Source organism: Clostridiaceae bacterium HFYG-1003 (assembly GCA_024579835.1).
Classification (GTDB): domain Bacteria; phylum Bacillota; class Clostridia; order Clostridiales; family Clostridiaceae; genus JG1575.
Window position 1 is genome coordinate 1,944,096 of sequence record CP102060.1, and the last position, 25,819, is coordinate 1,969,914.

General features: G+C 51.6%; 26 protein-coding genes and 10 tRNA genes. 5 read left to right on the plus strand and 31 right to left on the minus strand.

The genetic code is table 11. The annotated features are described in order from the left end of the window. Positions 1-129: 129 nt before the first annotated feature. Both NQU17_08715 and ndk read left to right on the plus strand, forming a co-directional pair. Positions 130-876 (plus strand): glycerophosphodiester phosphodiesterase, encoded by a 747-nt coding sequence (locus tag NQU17_08715; GenBank protein UUM10760.1) that lies wholly within the window; start codon positions 130-132, stop codon positions 874-876. After that, positions 851-1,249 carry a nucleoside-diphosphate kinase gene (ndk, locus tag NQU17_08720; GenBank protein UUM10761.1) on the plus strand — a complete coding sequence of 133 codons (399 nt, stop codon included), beginning with the start codon at positions 851-853 and terminating at the stop codon, positions 1,247-1,249. The genes NQU17_08715 and ndk overlap by 26 nt, the downstream gene beginning before the upstream one ends. Positions 1,250-1,338: 89 nt before the next feature. On the opposite strand, the gene NQU17_08725 is transcribed toward ndk, so the two are convergent. From NQU17_08725 to NQU17_08800, 16 genes are all read right to left on the minus strand, one after another. Further along, positions 1,339-2,019, minus strand: a complete 681-nt coding sequence (locus tag NQU17_08725; GenBank protein ID UUM10762.1) for an HAD family phosphatase — start codon at positions 2,017-2,019, stop codon at positions 1,339-1,341. Further along, entirely contained in the window at positions 1,986-2,525 is a 540-nt protein-coding gene (locus tag NQU17_08730) for a dihydrofolate reductase (protein UUM10763.1), read from the minus strand. Before NQU17_08730 ends, NQU17_08725 begins: the two co-directional genes overlap by 34 nt. Continuing rightward, a complete protein-coding gene (locus NQU17_08735; GenBank protein UUM10764.1) occupies positions 2,525-3,316 on the minus strand; it encodes a thymidylate synthase in 792 nt (263 codons plus the stop codon). Before NQU17_08735 ends, NQU17_08730 begins: the two co-directional genes overlap by 1 nt. A 239-nt stretch (positions 3,317-3,555) precedes the next feature. Further along, the gene (locus NQU17_08740; protein ID UUM10765.1) at positions 3,556-4,284 is read right to left on the minus strand and encodes an N-acetylmuramoyl-L-alanine amidase; all 729 of its coding nucleotides are present in this window, start codon (positions 4,282-4,284) and stop codon (positions 3,556-3,558) included. A gap of 72 nt (positions 4,285-4,356) precedes the next feature. Then, positions 4,357-5,184: a carbon-nitrogen hydrolase family protein gene (locus tag NQU17_08745; protein UUM10766.1), complete on the minus strand. Its 828-nt coding sequence runs from the start codon at positions 5,182-5,184 to the stop codon at positions 4,357-4,359. A 55-nt stretch (positions 5,185-5,239) separates the two neighbouring features. After that, positions 5,240-6,838 (minus strand): IS1634 family transposase, encoded by a 1,599-nt coding sequence (locus tag NQU17_08750; GenBank protein ID UUM10767.1) that lies wholly within the window; start codon positions 6,836-6,838, stop codon positions 5,240-5,242. Between the two features lie 184 nt (positions 6,839-7,022). After that, positions 7,023-7,097 (minus strand) — tRNA-Arg (locus NQU17_08755). Between the two features lie 83 nt (positions 7,098-7,180). Further along, positions 7,181-7,256 (minus strand) — tRNA-Pro (locus NQU17_08760). A gap of 29 nt (positions 7,257-7,285) precedes the next feature. Further along, positions 7,286-7,361: transfer RNA gene (locus tag NQU17_08765), tRNA-Lys, on the minus strand. A gap of 4 nt (positions 7,362-7,365) precedes the next feature. Beyond that, positions 7,366-7,440, minus strand: a tRNA-Gln gene (locus NQU17_08770). A 116-nt stretch (positions 7,441-7,556) separates the two neighbouring features. After that, positions 7,557-7,632: transfer RNA gene (locus NQU17_08775), tRNA-His, on the minus strand. Between the two features lie 5 nt (positions 7,633-7,637). Further along, positions 7,638-7,714, minus strand: a tRNA-Arg gene (locus tag NQU17_08780). 10 nt (positions 7,715-7,724) lie between these two features. Continuing rightward, positions 7,725-7,798 (minus strand) — tRNA-Gly (locus tag NQU17_08785). Between the two features lie 2 nt (positions 7,799-7,800). Then, positions 7,801-7,872 (minus strand) — tRNA-Gly (locus NQU17_08790). A 29-nt stretch (positions 7,873-7,901) separates the two neighbouring features. Then, positions 7,902-7,986: transfer RNA gene (locus NQU17_08795), tRNA-Leu, on the minus strand. Positions 7,987-8,042: 56 nt separating this feature from the next. Next, a tRNA-Gln gene (locus NQU17_08800) sits at positions 8,043-8,118 on the minus strand. A gap of 531 nt (positions 8,119-8,649) precedes the next feature. Between NQU17_08800 and NQU17_08805 the strand changes: the two genes are divergently transcribed. Continuing rightward, on the plus strand, positions 8,650-9,867 hold the full coding sequence (locus NQU17_08805; GenBank protein UUM10768.1) for an FAD-binding oxidoreductase: 1,218 nt from the start codon (positions 8,650-8,652) through the stop codon (positions 9,865-9,867). Positions 9,868-10,133: 266 nt separating this feature from the next. Here the strand turns inward: NQU17_08805 and NQU17_08810 are convergent, their stop codons facing one another. The 12 genes from NQU17_08810 to NQU17_08865 all read right to left on the minus strand — a co-directional run bounded on the left by NQU17_08810 (position 10,134) and on the right by NQU17_08865 (position 19,896). Further along, entirely contained in the window at positions 10,134-10,637 is a 504-nt protein-coding gene (locus NQU17_08810; GenBank protein ID UUM13490.1) for a metallophosphoesterase, read from the minus strand. Beyond that, positions 10,637-11,272, minus strand: coding sequence for an RdgB/HAM1 family non-canonical purine NTP pyrophosphatase (gene rdgB / locus NQU17_08815; protein ID UUM10769.1), 636 nt, complete (start codon positions 11,270-11,272; stop codon positions 10,637-10,639). Before rdgB ends, NQU17_08810 begins: the two co-directional genes overlap by 1 nt. 3 nt (positions 11,273-11,275) lie before the next feature. Beyond that, complete coding sequence (rph, locus tag NQU17_08820; GenBank protein ID UUM10770.1) at positions 11,276-11,983, minus strand: ribonuclease PH; 708 nt, start codon at positions 11,981-11,983, stop codon at positions 11,276-11,278. Between the two features lie 2 nt (positions 11,984-11,985). Further along, the gene (locus NQU17_08825; GenBank protein ID UUM13491.1) at positions 11,986-12,972 is read right to left on the minus strand and encodes an AIR synthase family protein; all 987 of its coding nucleotides are present in this window, start codon (positions 12,970-12,972) and stop codon (positions 11,986-11,988) included. 74 nt (positions 12,973-13,046) lie between these two features. After that, a complete protein-coding gene (locus NQU17_08830; GenBank protein ID UUM10771.1) occupies positions 13,047-13,190 on the minus strand; it encodes a hypothetical protein in 144 nt (47 codons plus the stop codon). Between the two features lie 130 nt (positions 13,191-13,320). Then, the gene (gatB, locus tag NQU17_08835) at positions 13,321-14,760 is read right to left on the minus strand and encodes an Asp-tRNA(Asn)/Glu-tRNA(Gln) amidotransferase subunit GatB (GenBank protein ID UUM10772.1); all 1,440 of its coding nucleotides are present in this window, start codon (positions 14,758-14,760) and stop codon (positions 13,321-13,323) included. After that, positions 14,757-16,220, minus strand: a complete 1,464-nt coding sequence (gatA, locus tag NQU17_08840; protein UUM10773.1) for an Asp-tRNA(Asn)/Glu-tRNA(Gln) amidotransferase subunit GatA — start codon at positions 16,218-16,220, stop codon at positions 14,757-14,759. Before gatA ends, gatB begins: the two co-directional genes overlap by 4 nt. Next, positions 16,207-16,512 carry an Asp-tRNA(Asn)/Glu-tRNA(Gln) amidotransferase subunit GatC gene (gatC, locus tag NQU17_08845; GenBank protein ID UUM10774.1) on the minus strand — a complete coding sequence of 102 codons (306 nt, stop codon included), beginning with the start codon at positions 16,510-16,512 and terminating at the stop codon, positions 16,207-16,209. Before gatC ends, gatA begins: the two co-directional genes overlap by 14 nt. A gap of 22 nt (positions 16,513-16,534) precedes the next feature. Further along, positions 16,535-17,026 carry a YajQ family cyclic di-GMP-binding protein gene (locus NQU17_08850; GenBank protein ID UUM10775.1) on the minus strand — a complete coding sequence of 164 codons (492 nt, stop codon included), beginning with the start codon at positions 17,024-17,026 and terminating at the stop codon, positions 16,535-16,537. A 207-nt stretch (positions 17,027-17,233) separates the two neighbouring features. Beyond that, positions 17,234-17,542 carry a hypothetical protein gene (locus NQU17_08855; GenBank protein ID UUM10776.1) on the minus strand — a complete coding sequence of 103 codons (309 nt, stop codon included), beginning with the start codon at positions 17,540-17,542 and terminating at the stop codon, positions 17,234-17,236. Continuing rightward, positions 17,539-19,566: an NAD-dependent DNA ligase LigA gene (ligA, locus tag NQU17_08860; GenBank protein UUM10777.1), complete on the minus strand. Its 2,028-nt coding sequence runs from the start codon at positions 19,564-19,566 to the stop codon at positions 17,539-17,541. The genes NQU17_08855 and ligA overlap by 4 nt, the downstream gene beginning before the upstream one ends. Before the next feature lie 51 nt (positions 19,567-19,617). After that, the gene (locus tag NQU17_08865; protein UUM10778.1) at positions 19,618-19,896 is read right to left on the minus strand and encodes a hypothetical protein; all 279 of its coding nucleotides are present in this window, start codon (positions 19,894-19,896) and stop codon (positions 19,618-19,620) included. A gap of 76 nt (positions 19,897-19,972) precedes the next feature. Here NQU17_08865 and NQU17_08870 point away from each other — a divergent pair, with 76 nt between their 5' ends. Then, a complete protein-coding gene (locus NQU17_08870; protein UUM10779.1) occupies positions 19,973-20,344 on the plus strand; it encodes a hypothetical protein in 372 nt (123 codons plus the stop codon). Continuing rightward, positions 20,341-20,904 (plus strand): metalloregulator ArsR/SmtB family transcription factor, encoded by a 564-nt coding sequence (locus NQU17_08875; GenBank protein ID UUM10780.1) that lies wholly within the window; start codon positions 20,341-20,343, stop codon positions 20,902-20,904. Before NQU17_08870 ends, NQU17_08875 begins: the two co-directional genes overlap by 4 nt. A 264-nt stretch (positions 20,905-21,168) precedes the next feature. Here the strand turns inward: NQU17_08875 and pcrA are convergent, their stop codons facing one another. The 3 genes from pcrA to NQU17_08890 form a co-directional block, all read right to left on the minus strand. Then, on the minus strand, positions 21,169-23,388 hold the full coding sequence (gene pcrA, locus NQU17_08880) for a DNA helicase PcrA (GenBank protein ID UUM13492.1): 2,220 nt from the start codon (positions 23,386-23,388) through the stop codon (positions 21,169-21,171). 363 nt (positions 23,389-23,751) lie between these two features. Beyond that, positions 23,752-24,981, minus strand: coding sequence for a HAMP domain-containing histidine kinase (locus tag NQU17_08885; GenBank protein ID UUM10781.1), 1,230 nt, complete (start codon positions 24,979-24,981; stop codon positions 23,752-23,754). Further along, a complete protein-coding gene (locus tag NQU17_08890; protein ID UUM10782.1) occupies positions 24,974-25,657 on the minus strand; it encodes a response regulator transcription factor in 684 nt (227 codons plus the stop codon). The genes NQU17_08885 and NQU17_08890 overlap by 8 nt, the downstream gene beginning before the upstream one ends. Positions 25,658-25,819 lie beyond the last annotated feature (162 nt).

Here is a 25,819-nt window from a genome sequence, read left to right on the forward strand (position 1 = left end):
GGGAGCTGGTATCCCGTAACAGACGGAGTGATCCGGCGACATTGAAAATTTGATCCAACACCCTGAAAATGATTGGCCTCAGTAGGGTGATATGTTATTATGAATAAAATCCTAATAAAAGGAGAAGCCATGAAAATTTATGCACACCGGGGTTACTCCCGCTATTATCCGGAAAATACCCTGATTGCATTTGAAAAGGCCCTGGAAGCAGGCTGCGATGGAATAGAATGTGATGTTCAGCTGACCCGGGATCGTGTTCCCGTCATCATCCACGATGAGAAGATTGACCGGACTTCTGACGGCAAAGGCTATGTTAAAAATTACACCTACAAAGAGCTACTGAATTTTGATTTTTCCCGGATCAGACCAGGATCCTACGGCCCTTGCCGCATCCTCACTCTGAAGGAACTTCTTGAAGTGATCCGGCTCTCAGGGAGAAACATAACCCTGAACCTCGAACTGAAGAATTCAATTATAGAATACAACGGACTGGAAGAAATCGTCCTGGCTGAAACAAAGGAATATGAGAATGATTTCGAGATTATTTATTCAACATTCAATCACAATTCCATTCGTCGGCTGATTCGTCTGAAAAAAGATATCAAGGCTGCGCCACTGGTCAATCGCTCCCTACCCGACCTGGTCCGCTACGTAAAGAGCCTGGGAGCCAGCGGAGTCCACCCTTCCATATTAATATTAAGTGAAGAAATCATTCAGAGCCTCCTGGAGAATGATATCTATGTTAATGTGTATACCATAAATGACATGGATCTGGCCAAGCGATTGTCAGACCTCCACGTCACGGGAATATTTACAGACTACTGCAAAGAAATGAAGGAGGCTCTCACTTTTGGAAAAGAGTTTAGTATTGATTAAACCGGATGCGGTCCGACGCAACCTCATCGGGGCTATCATCGCGATGTATGAGAACCATGGACTGGTGGTGCAGCGGCTGGAAAAGCTGACTCCCCACCCCGACCAGGCAAAAGCCCATTATGCCGAACATGAGGAGAAACCTTTCTACCCGGGACTGATTGACTCGATCCTGTCCGGCGACATCGTTGCCATGGTGGTTGAGGGTGAAAGGGCAATCGAAACAGTCCGTCGGATCAACGGAGCGACAGACCCTCGAAAAGCGGAACCCGGCACAATTCGCGCACTCTATGGCGAAGAACTCCCCAACAATTCCGTTCACGCCTCGGATTCTGTAGAATCCGCCGAACGTGAAAGCGCCATCTGGTTTCAATAAAAAAAAAGAAAAGTTGAAGTCAGGACAGGAATGTCCGTTCGGCGGTCCCTTCCGACCTGCCGGCTTCAACTTTTCTTTTTTTATTTATGTCACATTGTCGCTGCCAAAGTCAGGATATGATCCCTGAACTCAAACAACGAATCAAACATCAAATCGGCGTGCTCCCTCATCTGTTCATCCGGACGGATTAGGTCAGGGATCAGGACCGTTTGGGCACCGCTTCTCCGTGCTCCGATGATGCCATTTCTGGAATCTTCGACAATCATCGCCTCAGTCTCTTTGACCCCGGCTCGGGTCAGGCAGCGGTTAAAGATTTCCGGATCGGGCTTTGAATGAACCACTTCCTCACCGGAGATCAAAAACTCAAAATATCTCAGCAGGTCATTGCGTTCCAGAAATCCCTCCGAGCGCACTTTGGCGGAGGAGGTGGCAACACAGGCTCGAATCTCCAGATCCCGCAATGCCCCCAGCAGCTCCTGCACGCCGGGCTTCATAGGAATACCCCGGGTATAATGTTCCTGGCAGATGGCTTTCTTCCGCTGATAGATTTCTTCAAAGGGAAATCCTGGCCCGAACAGATCCTTGGACAAGTCCTGAATCGATTGAGCGTTTCGCCCGATATAGGGATGAAACTGTTCTTCCTTCAGACTGACCCCGTATTCCTGTCCTGCCTGTATCCACGCCTTGATGGAGATGGGCTCTGTATCGAGCAGTGTTCCATCCAGGTCGAAAATTATTAGTTTCGGGAGTTTTCCAGTTCTTCTTCCCACTCTTTTTCCTCCAGGTCACTCTCCACACGGTCGTAGTTGGCAAAATTCAGCTGGATCCCCGTTTTCTCATCCACCGCTTCCCATTCCTCGGTCAGCATGAATTCGTCCGAAGGAATTTCCGGGAAATAAGTATCCCCATCCCAGGACTTGCCGATCCAGGTCAGATAAAGTCTTGTTGCATGAGGCAGCATCAGGCGGAACAGCTCTCCGCCGCCGATGATGAAGGCTTCCTCTTCCGAATCAATGTACGGCTGAATTTCCTCCAGGGAGTGGATCACGAGAACTTCCGGATGATCGACACGAAAATCCTTGTTTCTGGTCAGAACGACGTGTCTGCGGTTGGGCAGAACGCCGGGAAGTGACTCAAAGGTTTTTCGTCCCATGATGATCGTGGAGCCATCAGTGATCTCGCGGAAATGCTTCAAGTCACTGGGGATATGCCAGATCAGCTTGCCATCCTTCCCAATGACGTTGTTTTCCGCAATAGCTACAATAATTGATAACATTAAACTGAAACCTCCATGTCAATTTTACCTAAGTGTTCATACCCCTCCAGACGAATGTCCGCTTCGCTGAAATCGTAGAAATTCGTGATTTCCGGATTCAGCCATAATTTCGGGGCTTTTTTTGCGTGCGCGGCACGGGACAGCTGTTCCCGCATGCCTTCCAGCTGATTCTCATAAACATGAGCATTGTTGATGACGTGGGTGAACAGACCCGGCCGCAGGCCGGAGACCTGAGCCATCATACAGGCAAGAACCGCATACTGTGCCATGTTGAAGGGCACTCCCAGCGGCATGTCTGCGGAACGCTGAACCAGCATCATATTCAGCCGGCCATCGGTTACGTCCCACATGGTCAGGAAAGCACAGGGATAGAGTGCACCGCCTTCCAGATATTCATTCTGCCACAGGCTCATGATCATGCGGCGATCCTGGGGATTGTTCCGGAGAGAATCCAGGAGCTTGTCGACTAACTTGAATTTATTCACAATCCAGCCATAGGAGGTCCCTATGGTTTGATCCGGAAGAGTCCATTCATCCCAGATATGGACATTTTGCTCATGAAGTCGGGCAATGGAGTTGCTCTGATCCTTAAAGATCCACAGCAGCTCCTTCACAGCTGTTTTAAAGGCTACGAACTTGGTTGTCAAAATGGGGAATTCTTCCTCCAGGTCAAACTGCATGATCTGATGAGGCAGTTTGTATGTGGCAACTCCGGTTCGATTCTGATCATAATATCCTTTTTCAAGGACCTGCTGAACAATTCCAAGATACTGTTCATCTGCTTTGGACATGACTCTTTTTTCCCTTTCTTTGTACTTGCCGGCCATTCCGGACTGATCCGCACTAGCCGGATCACCAGTCAGGACTCCGGCAATGCCGCTTCCTCCTTCCGGAGGATCCAGGATACGACGCCGTCGTATGGTTCAAGGCATTTTACCTTTCTTCTTATTATACGTGGATTGAAAGTAGAGGGAATGTTATCCAATGGAATTTCACAGATATTCATGAAAGAGACACAAAAAAGGGCAGTTTAGAACTGCCCGATCGGAACGATATACTTTTTGTTGATGAAACCGACATTCACGCCATAGTCAATGGACCACCAGTCCCTGAGCAGATTCAGAAGTCGGACCGGCTCGCCCCGGGAGAGAGTGCCGATTACCGGGAATTCCATCCCCCGGCCGCTTCGGACATTCAATATCCCCGCTGTGACAATGCCGATCGCAGTCTCGTCCTTGGCCGGCTTTGGTTTCTGCCAGCTGGCATTTTGTTTCAGTACCCAGTGTTTTCTATGACCAGCCACAATCCGGCAGAACCGTTCCCATAGTTGCGGCTGGTCCAGCATGCGTCTGGGACAGTACTTCCCCGAAACATCGCGGTGACGAAGCAGCACCTCGATCCCCAGCTCGTCCATCAGCGCGGCCGTTAAAAGCGCGGTCCGGTACCAGGCGGAGAAATAACCTCCGTTGACACATATTTCGATCCCGATTGTATTGTGGTTGCCATAACCGGTAAGAGGACGGCCACAGTGCCAGGCTGCCTTATCATGACTCAGCAGCCGAATGATCTCCCCGTCATCGACAATATAATGACAGCTGACTTTCACTCCGGGAGTTCCGAAATACAGGCTGTGGTTCAGCGCCCCTGCCGAAGGGGCTGGATTGTCCGTTTCATGAATTACGATTGCCGCGGGATGGTTGCCAAATCCATGATTCGCCACAATCAGCCGCTCTCTGAACTGCAATGATTTCTTCTGCATAGCATCACCTCAGTTTACAAATAGGCGCACCCGCCCGCAATGGCAAACCATTCGTGCAAATATACTGATTTTCTATTTTTTCAGCCTGCTTCGGAAGTCATCATAGACTTCATCCCGGGCTGTATCCAGCAGCGGCAGCAGGCGCTGCTGCCGAGGGACCACCTGAGGATCCAGATCATAAAACAGGACTCCTTCACCGGTCTCCTTGACTGCCACGACCTGACCACTGGGATCAATGATCATGGAATGACCGAAGCTTTCCGCTTTTTTCTTTACTCCAGTCTGATTGGCGGACACAATGAAGACTCCATTTTCCATGGCCCTGGTTTTCAGCGCTGCTTCCAGATAATACCGGCCGGTGTGCATTGAAAAATTGCCGGGCACAAAGATGATTTGGGCCCCGGCCCGAGCCATCAGACGAAACAATTCAGGAAAGCGAAAATCGTAGCAGATTGCCGTTCCTGCCGGAATCCCCAGAATGCTGGTTACCACGATTTCATTCCCCGGTGAATACAGCTCATCTTCCCGAAAGGTTTCCCCCGAGGGTGACATCCCCCGAAACAGATGGAGTTTCGAGTATCGTCCTGAGATCCCGCCCTCCGGATCCACCAGAAATGCCTGATTATAGGGACGGGGCAGACCGGAGTCAATGAGCACAGATCCGGCATGAATCGCAAGGTGATACTCTCTGGCCAGGCGAATCAGCAGCTGTTCCGTTCTTCCGTGTTCCGACTCATAGTAGATGTGACCGCGGCGGAACGGCAGAAAATTCATGAACTCCGGAAAGGCAACCAACGCCGCACCTCCCTGTGCTGCCTGTTTCACATATTTTATTACTTTCATCAGATTCTGCTCGATATCATCAGTGGAATCCATCTGAACCAGCGCCACTCGAATCATAGTTACCTCCTCGGATCGGCTTTTACTCGCCGTATTGACCTAAATTCCCGAAAAATTATAACGTGGATGGCGGGTCTACTCCCAAGTTCGTATACAAGCCTTCCTGCTTCTTGGTCACTTCGCCTACTTGGAGAGCCTTCCCTGGATTTTCAAATGCTTCTATGACATCAAGTTCGTCTAGTAGCTCCTGCATGGTGTAGTTTTGGAATAGACCCTTATCGGCCATCGTCTTTTTCAAATGGGACATAAAAATCAGGGCAATGAATTGGACAAACAGCTTTCCGTCCAGCGAGCTTTCAGATGAGACTGCAGTTCGCCTCAGATTGAGCCTTTCTTTAAGATTCCCAAACGCCTTCTCGACCAGATCTTTGTTACGGTAAATCTCCAAGGCTATGATGGGATCCTTGATGTCGTTACTTAACAGCGCGAAAAAGCCATAGTCCTTTTCAGCTCGAGTGATGGCATCCTGTTTGGGAATGATCTTGATTCCACGTACCGGGGTATCTGACAGTTCAAAGTATTTGGCGTACTGCTTCTCGTTCTCTGGTTTTCGATTTCCGCTCGTAAGCTCAGCCTCCAACTGATCCAGCATCAGATTGAAGCGGCTCTCATGTTCCAACGCCTTCTCGCTACTGTAATAGATGTGCAGATACATGCGGCGAGTATCCTTGATGACATCGCCTTTGCGGGGTCTTGTTTGAGAGTAGTTCCATTCAATGGCGGTGGAATGGCTGTATAACTGATAGATTGAGTTGTAGTTGGTCCTTGTTTTTATGCTGTCTCTGACTTTGTCTAATTCTTTTCGCACAAACTTCAGGGATACTTTGGTGGCAATCAGGAATTTCAGGTTGTTCTGATAAAGGGCATTGATGTTGGCTTCACTGTAAAAGCCACGATCCATGACCAGTTTAACTTTGCCAAAATCAAGTTGCTTTAAGTCGGCCAGCAATTTCTTCAGGGTCGAGATATCGCTGATGTTGCCGGCCAGCTTTCTGTAGTAGAACGGCAAGCCTGAGTCTTCTCCAAAGAGCAGCGCCAGGTTAATCTGGGGAAGCGGATCATGATCCTTGTTCATCCCATATTTGACTTGTTTGAGAGACTCTGAATAGGACGAAATGCTGGTGGTATCATAGGCCCAATATTCATTTTCCATCCGGCGCTTGCCCTGCAAGCGAAAGAAACGTTCTTTTGCTTCTTCCGTAATCATCGAGAACAGATCACTGCTTCGTTGGGAAGAGATGCAGGCCCCATGTGGATGAAAATGGGTCCTATCCCATTTCGGGAAACGAAGAAGGGAGTTGCGGTCCTCCAAAATCAAATAGTAGGCCACGGAAAGGATCTTCTTATAAATCTGCGGAAAGCATACCTTCAAGTCTTGTGTGATGCCCAGCTGCTCCCCGATCGCATCAAACAGATACGTAGCGCCAAAATAACCATGCCGAGTGGAAGTAGATGGAGTCGGCCCTGGTTTAATCACAGTGGAGACCGGAGGTTGAGTGAGTCGTTTGGAAGGGATCAGATTGCCCTGTTCATCACGTTTGCCAATACAAACACGCTTACTTCGAGACTGTTTCTTCTCTTTGTCCCAGTAGTCGATGGATTCGTAGACGTAGATAACTCCGTTTTTCTTGTTTTTGACATCGATGATATTCATGCGCCACCTCACGTTATAATTATAACGTGTTTATGAGGCAAAATCAAGAGAAATTATGCTGCTAATCCAGTGATATCAACGATTTCCAGCATTCCCCGTTATAATTCGCCGGGAATCCAGGTATTGAATCATCAAGTCAAAAAATGGAAAGGATCCCGTTCCATCGGAACGGGATCCGCTTATTTGGTGCACCATACTGGAGTCGAACCAGTGCCTAAGGCTTCGGAGACCTTTGTCCTATCCACTGGACTAATGGTGCCTGTTAGTGAAATTACTTACCGCAGCTTCATTGGGTGGAAGACTTTTGAAAAAAAAAGCTCCGATACCTCGGAACCGGTGATTTGGTCGGGGTGACAGGGATTGAACCTGCGACCTCATGCTCCCAAAGCACGCGCGCTCCCATCTGCGCTACACCCCGCAACGAATCCCGAACTTTCCAGAAGAAAATGGTGATCCACCGGGGAATCGAACCCCGGACACCATGATTAAAAGTCATGTGCTCTACCGACTGAGCTAGTGGATCAGATTGGCTGGGGTAGCTGGATTCGAACCAACGAGTGCTAGAGTCAGAGTCTAGAGCCTTACCGCTTGGCCATACCCCAATAAGTATTCTTCCGAAATGTACGGATCGATCCATCCATTTCTGAATGGCAGTGTCTTCCGTCAGATACGGCAAGGAACTTGTTTTGAAGTGGAGAAATTCTCCCTGATTATTAAATGGGGTGGACGATGGGACTCGAACCCACGACAACCAGAACCACAATCTGGCGCTCTACCAACTGAACTACGTCCACCATGATGGTGCGTCACAAGAGATTCGAACTCCTGGCCCTCGCCTTAGAAGGGCGATGCTCTATCCGGCTGAGCTAGTGACGCTAAAAAAAAATGGAGCGGGTGAAGGGAATCGAACCCTCACGACCAGCTTGGAAGGCTGGGATTCTACCATTGAACTACACCCGCGGAGCGGAAGACGAGATTCGAACTCGCGACGTTCACCTTGGCAAGGTGACGCTCTACCACTGAGCCACTCCCGCATACTCATATTCCATTTTTTTCTTTTCATTGGTGCAGGTGAAGGGAGTCGAACCCCCACGCCGTCAAGCGCTAGATCCTAAGTCTAGTGCGTCTGCCAATTCCGCCACACCTGCCTGAACCAGTGATAAGGCTATTATACAACACACTCCAGTAATTTCAAAGGAAAATTTGGCTGGGATAGCTGGATTCGAACCAACGAAATGCCAGAGTCAAAGTCTGGTGCCTTACCGCTTGGCTATACCCCAGAATCGCTTTCGTCTGTCTTCCAGTCTTACCGAAGAAGCTTTCGCCTGCCCCGCTTTTGTGGGTTGTATCTTGACGACAAGATATATTCTACTACACTGCCCTGTCCCCGTCAATAAGAATCTTTGATTTTTTTCAAGTTTTTTTTACTTGATGATTTCATCAATCCTTACCAGCGCTCATTCTCGAGTGGAGAAAAAGTGACTGCTTTGTTAGTATAAGGGAAGAAGAGTGGTTTGACAATGGGGTTTTCAAAAATTTGCGAGGACTTTTTTCCAGCCAGCGAGAAGCCGTGCCGAATCATGAGTTCGCCGGTGTCTACTTTTGAACACCCGGTTGCGGCAAATCAGTCTGTCGGAACCAAAGAATCCATTGGTAACACTCAAATAAATGGGTGCCGCACAATCCTGCGGAGCCGGGACCAGAAGACAAACACCTTTGGTTCACCTGGAGGGCGCAGATAATCCGGATGTCCCAGGCCGCCGCCCTACTCCACCCTGTCTGACCAGACAAACCACACCAAGGAGGCAATTATGGAACTTTACAAAGGTAATCGTTACTGGCCGACCACATGGCAAACCAACTCCATGTCCTTGTCCCGTACCAATTCGACCTGTGATGTCGCAATCATTGGAGGCGGAATCAGCGGCATGCTCAGCGCCTATGTCCTGGCCCGGTCAGGATTGAAGGTGACCTTGTTCGAACAGGGGCGCATCGGGAACGGTTCGACCTCTCTGAATACCGGACTGATTCAGTACATGAGCGATGATCTGCTGATCGATCTGGCAGAGCGGTTCGATCTGAAAACAGCCCGGCACTTTTACAGGGCTTCGTTCGAGGCCCTGGATCTGCTGGAAGAAATAGCAGTCGAACTGCCTCAAAACCCCCAGCTCCGCCGTAATAACAGTATTTATCTGGCAGCTGATGCGTCAGAACTCAGCAGATTAGGTGAGGAAGCCCTGGCTCATCAGGCCATCGGCCTTCCCACCCGGCTCATTGACGAGCGTGAACTGGCAGACCGGCATCGTCTCCGGGCGACAGGGGCGCTCATGACAAGGCGGGATCTGGAGCTTAATCCCTATCAGTTCACCCGCTTCATGGCCGAGACCGCCATGGAGCGTTACGGACTGGTGATCCATGAAGGCATTCAGGTCAGAGAAAGTGACATTGACCTGAACCGCAAGATCCTGGTACATGGCGAAATCACCTGCCAGTTTGACCGCCTCCTCCTGGCAACCGGCTATGCCCCCCTGCCCTTTGTCAGGAGCCATCTGCCGCAGATGAAGCTCATCAGTACCTTTGCCTGCATCACACAGCCTTTGGCCAAATCCCGGCTCATCCCTTCTGACTGTATGTTCTGGGAATCCGCCCGCCCCTATCTTTACTTCCGAAGCGCCATGGACGGCCGCCTGATCGTCGGGGGCGCCGACGAGGAGAATACCCGCCTGAGTGCGGGAAAAGCCGCCAGAATCGGTCAGGAGCTTCTCCATCAGGTCCAGCAGCGGTTGATCGAACCGTCTGGTCTGATTCCAGAATTCACCTACGAAGCCATCTTTTCGGAGAGCGGCGATGGTCTACCCTACCTGGGACCGCACCCTCATCACCCGGAGGTGTTTCTGCTGCACGGGATTGGGGGCAACGGAACCGTCTATTCAGCCATCGGTGCAAAACTCGCCCTCCAGTTTGCGCAGGGGCGCCTGGATCCAGCGTTCCGTTATCTGTTCCCCGGACAAACGCGAACTCTGACTTGATGCCCTTCCCCATTCACCGATCCCCCTGCATTATACCTGATAAATACTGTGCTTCACGGTCCGGCAATCCCCCCTTTCACTAATTTTTCTCACAAAAACGGACAGCCCCTCCAGGAGGGACTGTCCGTTTTTAATGGGAAAAGCAGCTGTCAGGAGCGGCAGCCGCGGCGGTTTCCCGCAGCGGCTGCACACAGCGGCCGGATGCTGTGGATGCGCGCATCCCCGTTCTTACCTGTTTGATCGGTCATCCAATTCCTTCCGCTCGGTCAGACATTATTGGGGGGAAGCGGATCGTCGAGCCAGTAGACCTGAGCGGTAAGCTCGCCGCGTCGAGTCTCAATCATGGCCGCTGCTGGGCGGGAGTGCCCCCTTGGCTCTGACGCTGAACCAGGATTCAGAACCAGGATGCCATTTTCCATTGAATTAAACGGGACATGCGTATGGCCATAGAGAGCCGCCTGACACTGACTGGCTTTCGCTTCTTCCAGAAGGTTCTGATGAGTATAGCGGACATCCAGCGTGTGGCCATGCGTCAGCAGAAAGCGGATTCCATCCACCTCGTGAACGGCCTGGGCCGGATAAGGTGAGGAATAATCCATATTGCCGGCAACGCAATATACCGCCATATCGTACTCAATGTCAAAGTCAGCGACATCCGAACACAGATCCCCCAGACAGAACACCGTAGTCACCTGGAAGTGCTGAAAAAGCCGGAATGCCTTCTCCACAGCCCGTCGGTTGCGGTGGGTGTCGGACAGCACTCCGATCATCAAAGCTTCTTCAGCTCCTTTTTCAGTTCCTGCAAAGCTCGGCCGCGGTGAGATACACTGTTCTTTTCCAGGGCGGTGGCTTCGGCAAAGGTCTTGGTCAGATCACTGGAGAAAAACAGCGGATCATACCCAAACCCCTGGAAACCTTTCTGTTCCTCAATGACGTAGCCTTGGGTTTCTCCCTGGACCCGGATCTCCTTTTTATGTCCCACCAGAACCATGGCGCAGACAAAGCGGGCCGTCCGCTTTTCCATGGGGACCCCTTTGAGATCTGCCAGAAGCTTGGCGTTATTGGCCGCGTCATCCGCCTGCTTGCCGGCATAGCGGGCGGAGTAAACACCGGGCGCTCCCCCCAGGTAATCCACCGCCAGGCCTGAATCATCTGCCAGCACCAGGATGTCGCGGTAGCTTTTCTTATCTTTTTTTGCCGGATCTTTCTTCTCCGCAGTTTTAATGTACTCGTAAACAGCCCTGGCTTTGATGGCTGCGTTTTCCATAAAGGTTGCTCCGGTCTCTTCCGGTTCCAGCTTGATCCCTTCGTCTTTGAGGGAGTGAACTTCAAAGCCGAACTCATTCATCATCTCCCGGATTTCTTTGATTTTATGCTGATTGTTTGACGCTACAATAATTTTCACTGCCTACTCCGCCTCCTGTCTTGTCAGGATTTCCCGAATGCCGCTTTCCGCCAGGGCGAGCATTATATCCATTTCCGCCCGGGTAAATGTTCTGCCTTCTCCGGTGCCCTGAATTTCAATGAATTCCCCGTTGCCGTTCATGATCACATTCATATCCACATCAGCTTTTGAATCTTCCAGATAGCAGAGATCAGCCATTGCCTGGCCGCTCACCATCCCTACACTGAGTGCTCCGACCTGACCTGCCAGAGGATTCTCTGCCAGGATTCCGCGGACTACCAGACGGTCACAGGCCTGTTTCAGAGCCCGGTAACCGCCGTTGATGGCAGCGCAGCGGGTGCCGCCGTCAGCCTGGATCACATCACAGTCAATGATCAGGGAATTTTCCCCCAGCCGGTTAAAATCCATCACCGAGCGCAGGGAACGGCCAATCAGACGCTGGATCTCACTGGAACGACCATCCAGCTTCAGTCGGGCGATATCGCGCTGCTTGCGGGTCAGGGTCGATCCGGGCAGCATGCTGTATTCCGCCGTCAGCCAGCCTCGACCGGTGCCATATAAAAAGGGAGGGACTTTGGGCTCAAAGGAAACGGTGCAAAGCACTCGGGTCTTTCCGTGGCTGACCAGCACCGAAGCCAGCGGATTCTCTATAAAGTTATCTTCGAACGTGATCGGCCGAAGTTCATGATTTTCTCTTAGATCCTGTCTCATAGTTACCTCTCAAACACTCGATATATTTCATCTTTTGCAACCGGTTCAATGGATTCAAGTGTATCTTCATCCAGCAGTATGAGTTCCTGCTCCCGGGTAACATGGCCAATGATCGCCGAATCAATCCCCCGCGAAGCCAGTTCTTCCACCAGAGTTTCGGGGTCATCCGTCCCAAAGAGCATGGCTCCGGAGCTGATCAGCCTGGTTTCATCCAATCCAAGAGCTTTGGTAAGCTTCAGGGTTGCCGGGTGAAACGGCAGATCGTCCCGATTGATCAGGCAGCCTCGACCGCTGGCAGTCACGACTTCATAGACCGCACCCAATATGCCCCCTTCCGTGACATCATGCATGGAGTGGACTCTCAATTCTTTCCCGACCTGGCCTTCTGGAATGACCGACAGCATACCTCGGAAGGCATCTACTTCCCTCCGTTCATCTTCCGTCAGCACCTCTGCGGCCAGCGTTTCTTCCAGGTCCGCTAAGATCAATGTTCCTTCAATCCCAAGGAATTTTGAAACTACCAGAGTATCCCCGGGACGCAGTCCCGCAGAGTAAATCTCCTCACCTTTGGGCACCCGCCCCACAGCCGTCACTGATACAATGGGTCGAGTCACGCTGTCCGTCACTTCCGTATGTCCGCCCAGAATCTGAAGATGATGATGAACGCAGGCCTCATCCAGTTCGGCCATGATGGTTTCCAGCACTGAGTATTCCGTTTCCGGGGGAACCAGAATGGTGACCAGCAGGCCAATCCCCTCCGCGCCGGAAGTAGCAATATCATTCATGTTGATGTTGAAGGCGATGGTTCCAAGGTCTGACTTGGCAGCAGTCACCGGGTCCGTGGACAAAACCAGGGTCTGGTCGCCCATTTCGATGTAGCTGCAGTCTTCCCCCAGCTTTCCAGCCAGAATGACCTCTGGCCGCTTTGCCCCCTGGTAGCGCTGGAGAAGATTCGTCAGATGGTCCGCCGTTAATTTTCCCGTTTCCATATTCACAAGTTCCTTATCTTATTTTCTGTGTACTATTCTATCACTTTTTCCGAGTGAAATACCCTTGACCCCAGTCATTGATCCTTGTTCTGATCCTTGTTCTGATCCTTGTACTGGTCCTTATACTGATCCTTGCATAGCTCCTTGCATAGTTCCTTGCATTGTTCCTTGCATTGTTCCTTGAATAGTCCCTCGCCCGCTGCCTTGTCAAATTCCAATTGGCTGATCCCTGCTGATATTTTCCAAAAGACCGCTCACTAAAGACATATACTGGACAACGCAAAGGAGAACGCCCCTTTTGGAACCGTCGAGATCAACTCGACAGCTCAGGGGCGTTCATATATTCTTCTATTCTTCGGCGCGACGGCTGATTTCCTGCGCCACGAGTTCATTCACTACTTTCGGATTGGCGGATCCCTTGGAAGCCTTCATGACCAGACCCACGGCAAATCCAATGATCTTAGTCTTGCCAGCCCGGTAATCCTCCATCACTCGCGGGTTATCATCCAGCACCTGGCGGATGACGTCCAGAATTTTCCCTTCATCGGATACCTGAGCCAGACCCAGTCGTTCAACCAGTTCGCCGGGCTTTTCTCCGGTCCGGAACATTTCCTCTACCACCTTCTTGCCGGCGGCGTTGGAGATCTTGCCTTCCCGGATCAGAACAGTCAGCTCATGCAGATCCTGCGGAGCAAATTTCAGTTTGCCGGCCGTGATGGCTTCTTCGTTCATCAGGCGGGAAATATCCCCCATCAGCCAGTTGGCTGCTGCCTTGCCATCACCCGATATCGCTGCGGTTTCATCAAAGAAGCAAGCCAGTTCATCGGACAGGGTCAGCACGGAGGCGTCATATTTTGTTACACCGTAGGAAGCAACGAACCGTTCCGCCTTTTCGTGGGGCAATTCCGGGATGGTCTGGCGGACGGCCTCAATCCACTCATCGGTGATTCGCAGCGTAACCAGGTCCCCTTCGGGGAAGTAGCGGTAATCATTGGCCATTTCCTTGCTGCGCATCAGGATGGTTTCGTTTTTCGTCTCATCCCAGCGGCGGGTTTCCTCGGAGCGTTCAATCCCCTCTTCCAGGGCTCTGATCTGCCGGGCTGTTTCAAACTCCACCGCTTTTTCCATGGATTTAAAGGAATTCAGGTTTTTGATTTCAGCCCGGACACCGAACTCCGTTGCCCCCTCCGGCATAACGGAAACATTCAGGTCAACGCGCAGAGATCCCTCTTCCATCCGGACATCGGACACTTCCAACGCCTCCAGGATGGAGCGCAGCTTGGTCATATAGAGGGTGGCTTCCTCCTTGGAGCGCAGATCCGGTTTCGAGACGATCTCAATCAGCGGGACGCCGCTGCGGTTGAAATCAACCAGGGTTCCTGCCTTGGTATGGAGCTGCTTGCCCGCGTCTTCTTCCATATGGATCCGCTCGATGCCGATTTTCTTCTTCTCGCCGGAAGCCAGTTCGATCTCGATCCAGCCATCGGAACAGATCGGCGTAGCCTGCTGCGTAATCTGGTAGTTTTTCGGCGTATCGGGATAGAAATAGTTCTTCCGGTCATAATGCTGCACCCGGTTAATCTGGCAGTTCATTGCCAGGCCGGCTTTGATCGCCGAATTGACGACCTCCTGATTAATGACCGGCAGTGCGCCGGGCAGGCCCAGACAGACGGGACACACATGGGAATTCGGTTTCCCGCCGAACTGGGTGGAACAACTGCAGTAGGCCTTGGTTTTCGTGGAGAGTTCCACATGACATTCCAGTCCGATTACTGTTGTGTAATTCATATTGTCGCCACCTCCGGATATCTGGTGATATGATCATGGGCTTTCTCGTATGCATATGCGATCTGGAATAATTTGGGCTCACTGAAATAATCCCCGATCAGCTGACACGACATCGGAATTGCCTCGGCGAATCCCATCGGGAAAGCAATGGCCGGAACTCCGGCGATGTTGGCCGGTACGGTGTACAGATCGTTGAGGTACTCATCAATAATGTTGTCGGAGCGTTCGCCCAGACGTCTGGGCCCCGTCGGCGTTGTGGGGCCGATGATGGCGTCATACTGAGTGAAGACCCGGCGCAGTTCTTCCTTGATCAGGGTTCTGACCTTGAGTGCGGTGTTGTAGTACGCATCATAGAACCCTGCGGACAGCACATAGGTGCCCAGCATGATCCGGCGCTTGACTTCCTCACCAAAGCCTTCCGACCGTGATCTGGTATAGAGATCCCTGGCACTGACGGGATTTTCAGCCCGACGGCCGTAGCGGATCCCGTCGAACCGGGCCAGATTACTGGAGGCTTCAGCGGATGCCACGATATAGTAGACTGCCAGTGCATTGTGGGCAAAGGTCAGGTCGATTTCATCCACGGTGGCACCCAGGGCGCGATATTCTTCAACGGTATGCAGCAGAAGACCCTTCATCGGTTCTTTCAGCCCATCCAGAAAGCTCTTGGGCAGCGCCAGGCGGATCCCGCTCAGATCAGCCGTCAGCCCCGCCAGGTAATCCGGTACGGGCTCATCGGCTGTGGTGGAATCCATTGGATCCACGCCGGACAGAACGCCCGCCATCAAGGCACAGTCTCTGACATCACGGGCGAATACGCCCACCTGATCCAGCGTGCTGCCGAACGCCGTGATGCCGTAACGTGAAATCCGCCCATAGGTTGGTTTGAGTCCGACCAGGTTATTGAAAGCGGCCGGCTGACGAACTGAGCCGCCGGTATCGGTGCCCAGAGTTACCGGTGCCATCATGGCCGAAAGGGCTGCCGCCGAGCCGCCGGAGGACCCGCCGGGAATCCGGTCCAGGCTCCATGGATTTTTGGTATCGCCATATGCTGAATACTCCGTGGAGGATCCCATGGCGAATTCGTCCATGTTCAATTTGCCCAAAATGACCGCTCCGGCCTCCTTGAGCTTTTTCACGATGGTGGCGTCATAAGGAGCCACGTAACCCTCCAGGAATTTGCTGGCGCAGGTATTCTGCATGCCCTCCACGCTCATATTGTCCTTCAGGGCAATGGGCAGTCCGTGCAGCGGTCCCCGCAGGGTTCCCGCCGCCCGTTCCTGATCCAGAATTCTGGCCTGTGCCAGCGCTTCTTCCCGGGCAACGTAGAGAAAGGCGTGGATCGTGGGATTCAGACGGTCAATCTGGTCGAGGTATTCCCGAACCAGGCCTTCGGATGTAAGATCACCGGCATCAAGCTTTGCCTTCAGCTCCAGCAAGGTATGTTTAATATTCGCCATCTTCCACCTCAATGACCGACGGGACCAGAAGATAGTCTTCCACCCGTTCCGGCGCGTTCAATAACGCCTTGTCCGCGCCGATTTCACCGGTCACTTCATCTGTCCTGAACCGGTTTTCGATATAGACCGGGTTCAGCGTCAGCCCGACGCCTTCCAGCGGCAGGGACTGCAGTTCTTCCACATACTTGAGTATGTTGTTCAAATCCTTGATCAGACCGTCCTTTTCATTCTCTCCGAACGAAAGACGAGCCAGATCAGCAATATGTTCTACGTCTTTGATTGTTACCGACATTGCATGCTCCTATTTATAAAAATTAACGGTAGTTGGTGAACTGGACGGCGAAGTCAAAATCCTGTGCTTTCAAGGCCGCGATAGCTGCCTGCAGGTCATCCTTGTTCTTTCCCGTGACCCGAACGCTGTCGCCCTGGATCGTCGCCTGAACCTTCAGCTTCAGATCCTTGATGGTGCTGGTAATTTTCTTGGTCTGTTCCTTGTCCAGACCAATCTGCAGGTCAATATCCTGTTTGACCCGACCGCCCAGGGAAGGAACGATCTTGCCGTATTTCAGGGATTTGATGTTGATGCCCCGCTTGACCAGTTTGCCCTCGAACATATCGATGACGTTGCGCAGTTTCATGTCGTCCGTCGTATCGATGTGGATCACCTGATCCTTGCGCTCGATGGTGGTATTGGATCCCTTGAAGTCAAACCGGGTTGTGATTTCCCGTTCTGTCTGATTCAGGGCGTTGTCGACTTCCTGCAGATCCACCTGTGATACTACGTCAAATGATGCTTCTTTTGCCATATTGAAACTCCTTTTCCATCGGACTGTCGGGGTCTGGCCCGGTCCGTTCTTCAGATTTAAATTTAAAATTTCTTCGTAAGTAATTTCATTACGATTCTTCAAAAATCCAGCCCATTGCAGGATCTGTTGTGCGATGCATGATATTCACGTGCCTTCAGACACTATCCGGTCTTTGACCCAGGTTATTTCCGGATCGAACCAGGGAAGCTAGAACACCGGCGTTGTTAAAAGGTAAGCCGCAATCAAAGCCAGGATGAGAAAAAGGATCCCATGGATCTTGTACACCGGATAAACTCTGGCATCCAGGAAATTGCGCAGGCTCCAAATGCTGAAGGTAGCCAGCAGCACCGCGATCAGGGTCTTGGCTGTCATGAACAGATCCGTAACCCATATGTAGAACGTGGACAGGAATGTCATGATCACCGTGAAGATCGCAATGAGCACCATTGCCCATGAAATCATGCGAACAGCAAAGCCCACCTTAACCCGCCGCTTAATCAATCTGCGATCGGTCATTGAATCATCTCCTCGAATTCAGCTTCAGTTATCGCCGCAACCCCAAGGGTTCTGGCCTTATCCAGCTTGGAACCGGCCTCTTTGCCATAAAGGACAAAGTCTGTTTTTTTGCTGACCGACCCCTGAGGAACCGCCCCCAGCTCCAACAGCTTTTCCTCGATTCCCTTTCGGCTGTATCCTTCCAGGGTGCCAGTCACCACAACGGTTTTACCCTGAAAAGGATTTTCCCGAACGGTGGTCTCCCGGACTTCCCGGGGAGCCACACCCAGCGCCAGCAGGGCGTCGATCTCCGATTGAACCTCCGGCGCCGCAAAGAAATCAAGAAGGTTGTGCGCCACAATCTCTCCCACATCCGGTACGGTGATCAGCTCCTCGTACGTCAAACGCCGGATTTTCTCCAGGGTTTTAAACTGTTTGGCCAGATCCCGCGACGTTTTCAGACCGACGTTCTGTATCCCCAGAGCATACAGGAAATTCTCGAGTTTTGGCTGTTTGCTGGCCTCAATGGCTGCCAGCAGCTTCCTCGCTCTGGTATCCTTCGTCTTGGGCAGAGCGATCAGATCTTCATAGGTCAAACGGTAAAACTCCGACACCTTGGTGAGATTGAGCTGGTCGAAGAACTGCTCTGCAGTTTTTTCCGAGATCCCCTCGATGTTCATGGCATCGCGCGAGGTGAAATGAACCATGGTTTTTACCAGCTGCGGTTTGCAGGACAGGGTATTCTCACAGAAATAATGTGCTCCGATCAGCGTCAGTGGTGTGTTGCATGACGGGCACCGCTCCGGTGCCTCAATCGGTGTGGTGAGATTGTCATTGACTACAGAGCCCATAATTTCAGGAATGACGTCATTGCTGCGGCGGATGTAGACATCCGCGCCGATGGCGACGCGCTTGCGCCGGATGTCATCCATGTTGTTGAGCGTTGCCCGGCGTACCGTAACACCCGCCAGTTCCACCGGCTCCAGAATAGCCGTCGGCGCTACGCGGCCCGAACGGCCGACATTCCACTCAACCTCCAGAAGCCGGGTGGTGGTTTCCTCCGCCTCAAATTTATAGGCGATGGCCCAGCGCGGTGATTTCACCGTATAACCCATCTGTTCTCTGGTCGCGATATCATCCAGGGCGATGACGATGCCGTCGATGTCGAAGTCCAGTTCAGCCCGGATCTGTATGTTTTCTTCGATGATGGCCGAAATTTCTTCCCAGGTGGACGCTGATTTGAAGTAGCCATCGGTCGGAAAGCCTCTGGCCTCCATGAAATCAATCATGTCGCGGTAGGATTTGAACGGTTCCCCTTCCATGTAGCCGATGTCGTAGAAGTACACGGTCAGGTGGCGACGCCGGGTCTCCGCGGGATTGAGATTGCGCAATGCCCCGGCCGCCCCGTTTCGGGTATTTTTCAGCTTGACGGCAGCACTGGCATTGTAAGCATCGAAGGCTTTTTTCGTCATTAGGGCTTCCCCGTGAATTTCAAACAGAAAGTCATTGTCAATTTTCCAGGGGATGGAGCGGATCGTCCGAATTTGCTGTGTGACATCCTCCCCGGTTGTTCCGTTGCCGCGGGTAGCTCCTACCCGGAGAATCCCTTCGCCGTCATAGGTCAGATTCACGGATAACCCATCAAATTTCCGAGTCAGAATATAGGTCGGCTGAGGCAGCTGATCCGAATGGGCGGCATTATACTCCTGTACAAACCGCTGATTACGTTCCAGCCAGCTTGTCAGTTCTTCCGGATTCTGGGCCTTTTCCAGCGACCAGAGCGGTGCCCGATGGGTGTATTTCTGAAACCCAGGCAGCAGCTCATCTCCGACCCGCTGCGTCGGAGACCAGTCAAGCACATGGCCGGTTTCCGCCTCAAGGGCGATCAGTTCATCATAAAGCCGGTCATACTCCTGATCAGGAACCGACGGTGCATCCAGCATATAGTATTCTTTGGCATATTGATTGAGCAGTTCCGCCAGCTGGCGGATTCTCGTAATTTTATCTTCCACAGTTGAAACCTCCAGATGAGCAAAAATCCTCATCAAGACATAAATTCTCACTTTTTATTATAACATGATCCCTCTGCCCCTGCTTTAAATCCCAATAAGATGAATAAACTCAAGGGAATAAGCTGAGAAACTACTTCGAAGAAGCTCAAGATCAAGAGAAGCGAAACCATTTCGAAGAAGCTCAAGTTCAAGAGAAGCGAAGCCATTTCGAAGAAGCTCAAGTTCAAGAGAAGCGAAGCCATTTCGAAGAAGCTCAGGCGACTGCACTCTGCGGAAACAGGTCAGCATCAATCGATCCCATTGACCTGGTCCTGTCGATATCCTCTGGACTTCTTCTTTTAGCTGGTATTTGTTTTTATACATATCTAATCAATATTGTATTTTCATTCTCATAGTTGTATAATCAGATCAGAACGAATTTATGGGAGGACTCCGCATCATGAGTGAAACAACTTCACCCGAGATGATTTCCTTTCTGCAGGAAACCATCTCTGCCTGTCAGAAGGCAAAACAACAGCTCCGTCTGGAAGGCCGGAAAGATGAAAGCAATTTTGAGCAAATCCGAATTAATGTCTGTGAGATCTGGCGGGCAGTGGATGCCGCCGGAAGCCGTCAATTCGAGCAGACTCCGGAACAATATCAACACTTTTTGAAGGAGCGGCTCGACCAGCTCCAGCTTACCTGGACCAATGCGTTGAACCTGGCGCGTGATCACGGAGATCCCGAGCAGAGCCTCATTGAACAAATCAAGCTGAGCCAGCTGGGTGAAATTCGCGCCGTCTGGCAGCAGGATTGGAAGGAATCCAAATGACAGAACCAGAAGCCATCAAACTATTCAAATGCCTGGCGGATAAATCCAGACTGCAGATTCTGAAGTCCTTAGTGGTTGAGGACATGTACGTGGAACGTCTGGCAGAGCGCCTGAACCTGAGCGCTCCCACCATTTCCTTCCACCTGAAAAAATTGTTGGAAGTCGGCGCCGTCACTTCTTCAAAAACTCAGTACTATACCATGTATTCCCTGCACCCGGAGATCTTCAACACAAAAATTCTGGATATCATCCAGGAAGAGTCCGATGAGTCGGCCCTTCAGAAGAAACGGGACAATCAGTACCGTCAGAAAGTGCTGGATGCATTCTTTGAATACGGCAGACTCAAGTCCATTCCTACTCAGAAAAAGAAGGAACGGATCATCCTGGAGGAGATCGCCAAAGCCTTTGAAATGGGGCGAATTTACCCCGAACGGGAAGTCAATCTGATCATTGCCGATTTCCATGATGATTTCTGTACCCTGCGCCGGGATCTCATCGGTGAGCGGATTATGGCCCGGGATGCTTCCGGTTACTGGCTCATCCCCCCTGTGCAGAAGTAATCATTCAAGAACCCTTCGCTTTATCTGTGAGGCAATCTCTGCTGAAATTCAAGCTTTTCAGCAGGGTGAATTTAAGTCAGAAGCCTGATCATCTGAAATGCGAAAAATGCGGGAATCGGCGAAAACAAATCAGCCTGGACGGGCGTCACTTCTTTTGAGTGACCACGTCCAGGCTGTTTTATCGCTATTGGGTTCTGCTTCGCCGTGGCTAGCCAGGATGATTCTGCAGACAACTGAACACTCCAGTCACGACAGAGTCGGGATTTATTCCTGACGCAGCTTCAGGGGTGCCAGAGAGAGCAGCAAGGATTTCAGGCCGTAGGTGTCGAACAGGATCTGCAGCTTGATATCATTTGCTTCCCGCGACATGCCAACAATCATGCCGTTGCCAAACTTGGGATGGACGACCTTTGCTCCCGGCGTGGCCGTTTCCTCGGTCAGCAGGTCTTCCATGGTGTCATTCGTCGGTCGTACCCGCCCTGGCATCGCGCTTCGGATGCCGTGTGCCGTAGCCGGCATGCTCCGCTGTGCCCTGGCAGCCAGACTGGCGCGGGGCTGTTCGGGGTTGAGCAGTTCCTTCAGTTCTTCCGGAATATCCATGAGGAATTCCGAGGGAGGATACATCATGGAGCGGCCATACACCATGCGCATTTCCGCATGGGTCATGTAGAGCAGTTCTTTGGCCCGGGTAATCCCCACGTAGGCCAGACGACGGGATTCTTCCATTTCGGAAGGATTGTCAAAAGAAACCTGTCCCGGGAACAGTCCATTTTCCATCCCCACCATGAACACGACCGGAAATTCCAGCCCCTTGGCTGAATGAACGGTCATCATGACCACTGCATCTGCCGAATCATCATATTTATCAATATCCGAGATCAGGGCAACGCTCTCCAGAAAACCGGGGAGCGATGCTTCCGGTTGAAAATCGTACTCTGCCGCCGCATTAATCAGTTCTTCAATGTTCTCCACCCGGGAAGCGGCCTCCGGATTCTTGCTCTGTTCATATTCCTTCAGGTATCCGGTCCGTTCCAGTAATAGTTCTATCAGTTCCTGCACCGACAGATCCACGCTGATGGCCATCAGTTCGGTGATCAGGTTGCGGAAGCCGATGACGCTTTGCAGCGCTCGACCGGATAAAATACCATGCTCCTCCAGATCCATGAGAACATCGAAGACATTTTCTCCGTGCTCAGTGGCGCAGTCCATGAGCTTCTGCAGCGTGGTATCACCGATGGCCCGCTTGGGCACATTGATAATTCGCCGCAGGGAGACTTCATCGAAGGGATTGTTGATCAGCCGAAGGTAGCCCATTATGTCCTTGATCTCTTTGCGATCATAGAACTTCAGTCCCCCGATGATCCGATAGGGAATCGAATGGCGCATAAAGCTTTCTTCAAAGATACGCGACTGAGCGTTGGTCCGATACAGAATCGCGAGTTCATGGTAATTCCGTCCGTCCCGCACCAGCCGTTCGACTTCCTTTGAAATAAAGGCACCTTCATCGGAATCGGAAAACGCCCGATATACCTTGATCTTTTCTCCCCGCTCATTTCGGGTTCGCATGGTCTTTTCCTTGCGCGAGAAATTATTCTTGATCACTTCGTTGGCCGCATCCAGAATGGTTCCGGTGGACCGGTAGTTCTCTTCCAGCTTAATGACCGTCGCATCGGGATAATCCGATTCGAATTCCAGAATATTGCGCAGGTCCGCTCCGCGAAACTGATAGATACTCTGGTCATCATCCCCCACCACGCAGATGTTACGATGTTCCTTGGCCAGAAGGTAGATCAGTTCATACTGCGCCTTATTGGTATCCTGATACTCATCCACCATGATGTAGCGGAACTTGTTCTGATAAAAAGCCAGCACATCGGGATGTTCCCGGAACAGCCGAACCGTGAGCATGATGATGTCATCAAAATCCACCGCCATGTTTTTGCGCAGGCTCTGCTGGTACAGCTGATAAACCTGAGCAATCTTTCCCTTGCGGAAATTGGAGTGATTCAGTTCAAAGTAGCGTGTTTCATTAATCAGGGAGTCCTTAGCCGAGGAGATCGCTGATAGAAAGTCCTTCTCCGAGAATTCCTTCGTGTTGATGGACAGCTGCGCCATGCACTGCCGGATCAGGGCTTTCTGGTCGTAGGTATCATACACCGTGAAGTCTTTTTTATAACCCAGTTCTTCAATGTGCCGACGCAAAATCCTGACACAGGCAGAGTGGAACGTGGAGATCCACATCGTCTCCGCAGTATCGCCCACCAGCTGCCGCACTCTCTCCTTCATTTCCTGCGCTGCCTTATTGGTGAAGGTAATTGCCAGGATCGACCAGGGTGCGATGCCCCGCTCGCCGATCATATAGGCAATGCGATGGGTAATCGCCCGGGTTTTCCCGGATCCCGCTCCGGCCAGGATCAGAAGCGGTCCCTCCGTCGTGGTGCAGGCTTCGAATTGCTCCTCATTGAGCAGTTGTTGATAATCCAGATTCATATGATCTCCTGTCAGGCATGGTATAACCGACTATGTATTCCGACGAAAAAAAGATACTCCAATAGGGTATTCCATTCGACTGTCGGTTTCCTTGAAATTATTCTCTACAAAAATTATACACTACTGGGAAACAGACACAAGGATATCTAGAACAAATGTTCCACTTCCCGAAGTGCATTTCATCCATTCCGTCGGTCGTCCTTCTCGCATCGGTGACGAGATAAGAAGCCTGGTATATTTCAGATATTAACCCAGGAAACTTTCTCCTGAGCGAAAACTTGGGCAGATCGCTAAACTCCCCATCCCACCGACAATCTGCAAGACTGTCCGTGGGATGGGGAGTTTTTATTCCATTTGTCATTTTTTCAGTCTCAGCTTGAGCTGAAACTGAAGATGTGATTCATTCGGCTTGAGGGCTATCAACGAACCGTCATTGGCTTCAGCCAGACGTCTGGCCAGTGCCAGCCCGATCCCTGATCCCCCGGTATTTCGGGAACGGGATACATCCGAGCGATAAAATCGTTCAAAAATTGCTTCAAGCTGGTCCTCGGGAAAATCAGGAAACGGATTGGTCCACTCCAGCAGAGCTTCAGAATGTCCCAGACTTCCTGTCAGTTCGATGGTTTCTCCCGGCTCCGTGTAGCGAATGGCATTATCCAACAGAATGCGGAACAGAATCTTCAGGCTTTCTTCATCCCCCTGGGCCTGAAACGGCCTGGGCAAACGGACGGTCAGATGCTGTTGCTTCCCTTCCAGCAAAGGGGAAAGTTCTGCCGTGATCTGCTCCAGGAGAGTTGAAAGATCCACCGCTCCCAGCTTCAGCGAGGGAGACTGTTCGTAGCGGGAAAGCGTCAGCATGTCCCCCACCAGATGGTTCATTCGTTCCACCTGCCGGCGAATGGAATCAGTCCATTGGTTTTTTCCATGAGTCAGTTCCAGCACATCCGCTGATGAAGCGATCACAGCGAGCGGTGTTTTCAGCTCATGACCTGCGTCATTGACAAAAATCTTCTGTTTTTCAATGGTTTCGGCAATGGGCCGGACCACTTTCCCGGCCAGGAGCCAGATCAGGCCAAACACCAAAGCGAGTGCCGCTGCCAGCATGGTCAGGGAGTTGCGCAGGGTTTGAGAAAAGAAATTTCTGGGTTCCGTCATATCCAGAAAAACAGCCAGCGTTCCATCCTGAAAGGTGGTACGGCGATACCGGAAGTTCCCCTCCGATCCCAGTGAGCGGTCGCCCTGCATCACATGAAACAACAGCTGCTGGATCTCCTCTCCGCTGATGGAAACCAGGTTGTCTCGATTGGTTGTCAGGATATCACGAACCGGCGATGAAAATACTGAGAAATAGCGGGTGGAGTAGGGTGACTCCGCCGACAGCCCATACCGCTCCATGGTGTTGAGGCGAACCGTAAGATCCTTGGGAAAGGATCCCCGGTTCTCGGTGATCAGAAGTGTGATATCATCCGCCCGCTGGATCATGGCACGATAAGATGCGGCATTAATCAAACCCACCAGAGTCACCAGAACAATCGTGACAATCAGCATGGCATAAGCAATAAAACGCTTTTTTAGCTGTCTATACATCTTCCGACTCCAATCGATAACCTACTCCACGGTGAGCCTGAATTCGGACCCGTGAGCCGCAATCGCGCAGTTTCCGGCGCAAGGCCGAGATGTTGACCCAGACAACGTTGATTTCAGCTTCAGAATCCAGTCCCCAGATGTTATCCATGATCTGCTCCTTGGCCAGAAGCTGATCGGGATGGCGCATAAACAGCTCCATCAGCTGGAATTCCTTGTTGTTAAGGGAAATCATGGTTTCGGAAGATTCGCAGCGCATGGAAAAATCCTGCCGCGAGAGCGTCAGATCCCCAAAGGACAGATCCTGGGAATAGGTCCGGCGCGGCCGACGCAGCAGGGCTTCCATCCGAACCAGCAGTTCCTCCATGGCAAAGGGCTTGGTGAGATAGTCATCCGCCCCGCCGCGAAAGCCTTCGACCTTGTCCTCCAGCTGATCTCTGGCGGTCAGGAGCAGGACGGGGATCGGGTTGGCCGCCGCCCTGATTCGTTCCAGAACCTGAAGTCCGCTCAAATGCGGCATCATGATATCAAGAATTGCCAGATCATAGCTTCCCTGGGTCAAATAATCCAAGGCATCCTGACCGTCATGGACCGCTTCGGTGGTATAGCCTTTATGCCTGAGAATAGCTTCCAGGGCATCTGCCAGATCCGTTTCATCTTCTGCAATGAGTATTTTCACATCCGTTTCCTCCTGCCCGGTTTCTCCTCATATTATAACATTCAGCATGCGCTTCCATCCGCCACTCTTGCTTGGGCATCAAGTCAAGTTCCTGCCTTGAGCTTCAAGACTCAGTCCTCTCATGGGCTTCAGAGTCCGGGATCCACCCTCTGTCTTCAAGCT

Bases quoted from the DNA above. Each gene is read 5' to 3' on its own strand.
- NQU17_08865 (UUM10778.1), bottom strand. From the start codon at position 19,896: ATGTATAAAAACAAATACCAGCTAAAAGAAGAAGTCCAGAGGATATCG.
- gatC (UUM10774.1), bottom strand. From the start codon at position 16,512: ATGTCGGTAACAATCAAAGACGTAGAACATATTGCTGATCTGGCTCGT.
- NQU17_08750 (UUM10767.1), bottom strand. From the start codon at position 6,838: ATGAATATCATCGATGTCAAAAACAAGAAAAACGGAGTTATCTACGTC.
- NQU17_08730 (UUM10763.1), bottom strand. From the start codon at position 2,525: ATGTTATCAATTATTGTAGCTATTGCGGAAAACAACGTCATTGGGAAG.
- NQU17_08805 (UUM10768.1), top strand. From the start codon at position 8,650: ATGGAACTTTACAAAGGTAATCGTTACTGGCCGACCACATGGCAAACC.
- NQU17_08885 (UUM10781.1), bottom strand. From the start codon at position 24,981: ATGTATAGACAGCTAAAAAAGCGTTTTATTGCTTATGCCATGCTGATT.
- NQU17_08850 (UUM10775.1), bottom strand. From the start codon at position 17,026: ATGGCAAAAGAAGCATCATTTGACGTAGTATCACAGGTGGATCTGCAG.
- NQU17_08735 (UUM10764.1), bottom strand. From the start codon at position 3,316: ATGTCCAAAGCAGATGAACAGTATCTTGGAATTGTTCAGCAGGTCCTT.
- NQU17_08810 (UUM13490.1), bottom strand. From the start codon at position 10,637: ATGATCGGAGTGCTGTCCGACACCCACCGCAACCGACGGGCTGTGGAG.
- gatB (UUM10772.1), bottom strand. From the start codon at position 14,760: ATGAATTACACAACAGTAATCGGACTGGAATGTCATGTGGAACTCTCC.
- NQU17_08875 (UUM10780.1), top strand. From the start codon at position 20,341: ATGACAGAACCAGAAGCCATCAAACTATTCAAATGCCTGGCGGATAAA.
- NQU17_08870 (UUM10779.1), top strand. From the start codon at position 19,973: ATGAGTGAAACAACTTCACCCGAGATGATTTCCTTTCTGCAGGAAACC.
- NQU17_08740 (UUM10765.1), bottom strand. From the start codon at position 4,284: ATGCAGAAGAAATCATTGCAGTTCAGAGAGCGGCTGATTGTGGCGAAT.
- NQU17_08825 (UUM13491.1), bottom strand. From the start codon at position 12,972: ATGGAAACGGGAAAATTAACGGCGGACCATCTGACGAATCTTCTCCAG.
- gatA (UUM10773.1), bottom strand. From the start codon at position 16,220: ATGGCGAATATTAAACATACCTTGCTGGAGCTGAAGGCAAAGCTTGAT.
- NQU17_08855 (UUM10776.1), bottom strand. From the start codon at position 17,542: ATGACCGATCGCAGATTGATTAAGCGGCGGGTTAAGGTGGGCTTTGCT.
- NQU17_08715 (UUM10760.1), top strand. From the start codon at position 130: ATGAAAATTTATGCACACCGGGGTTACTCCCGCTATTATCCGGAAAAT.
- NQU17_08745 (UUM10766.1), bottom strand. From the start codon at position 5,184: ATGATTCGAGTGGCGCTGGTTCAGATGGATTCCACTGATGATATCGAG.
- rph (UUM10770.1), bottom strand. From the start codon at position 11,983: ATGAGACAGGATCTAAGAGAAAATCATGAACTTCGGCCGATCACGTTC.
- ligA (UUM10777.1), bottom strand. From the start codon at position 19,566: ATGAGGATTTTTGCTCATCTGGAGGTTTCAACTGTGGAAGATAAAATT.